Origin of the sequence: Paraburkholderia sp. SIMBA_054 (genome assembly GCF_046534875.1) — a bacterium.
GTDB lineage: Bacteria > Pseudomonadota > Gammaproteobacteria > Burkholderiales > Burkholderiaceae > Paraburkholderia > Paraburkholderia hospita.
Window position 1 is genome coordinate 1 of sequence record NZ_JAWRXV010000893.1, and the last position, 267, is coordinate 267.

The 267-nt window shown below is 36.0% G+C and carries 1 protein-coding gene; it reads right to left on the reverse strand.

Annotated features, from left to right (window positions below; genetic code table 11):
* Nucleotides 1-267, reverse strand: a 267-nt coding sequence (locus SB822_RS57705; RefSeq protein ID WP_410859185.1) for a hypothetical protein, incomplete at both ends; no start/stop codon positions are given.

The window sequence follows — 267 nt, forward strand, 5'->3', positions numbered from 1 at the left end:
CTGTGAAAAGGCTAATGTTATTCGGACGTAAAAATAATCCCCATTCTTCCCCTTCAATTTCTATTTTCGTTCCCACTGTATTCTGTATATCATTTGCGAAATGACTCATGATTAAATATGAATTTTTAAAGGATTTGATCCCGTTGTAAGCTTTCTCGCCTTCAAATAAGGCGTGCATTTGGTCATTCCATTGTGTCGTTTTAAAGGGTTCACCAAACATCCGAATTTCTCCATCTTCTTTAACCAATGCAATTTGATACCCTAGAT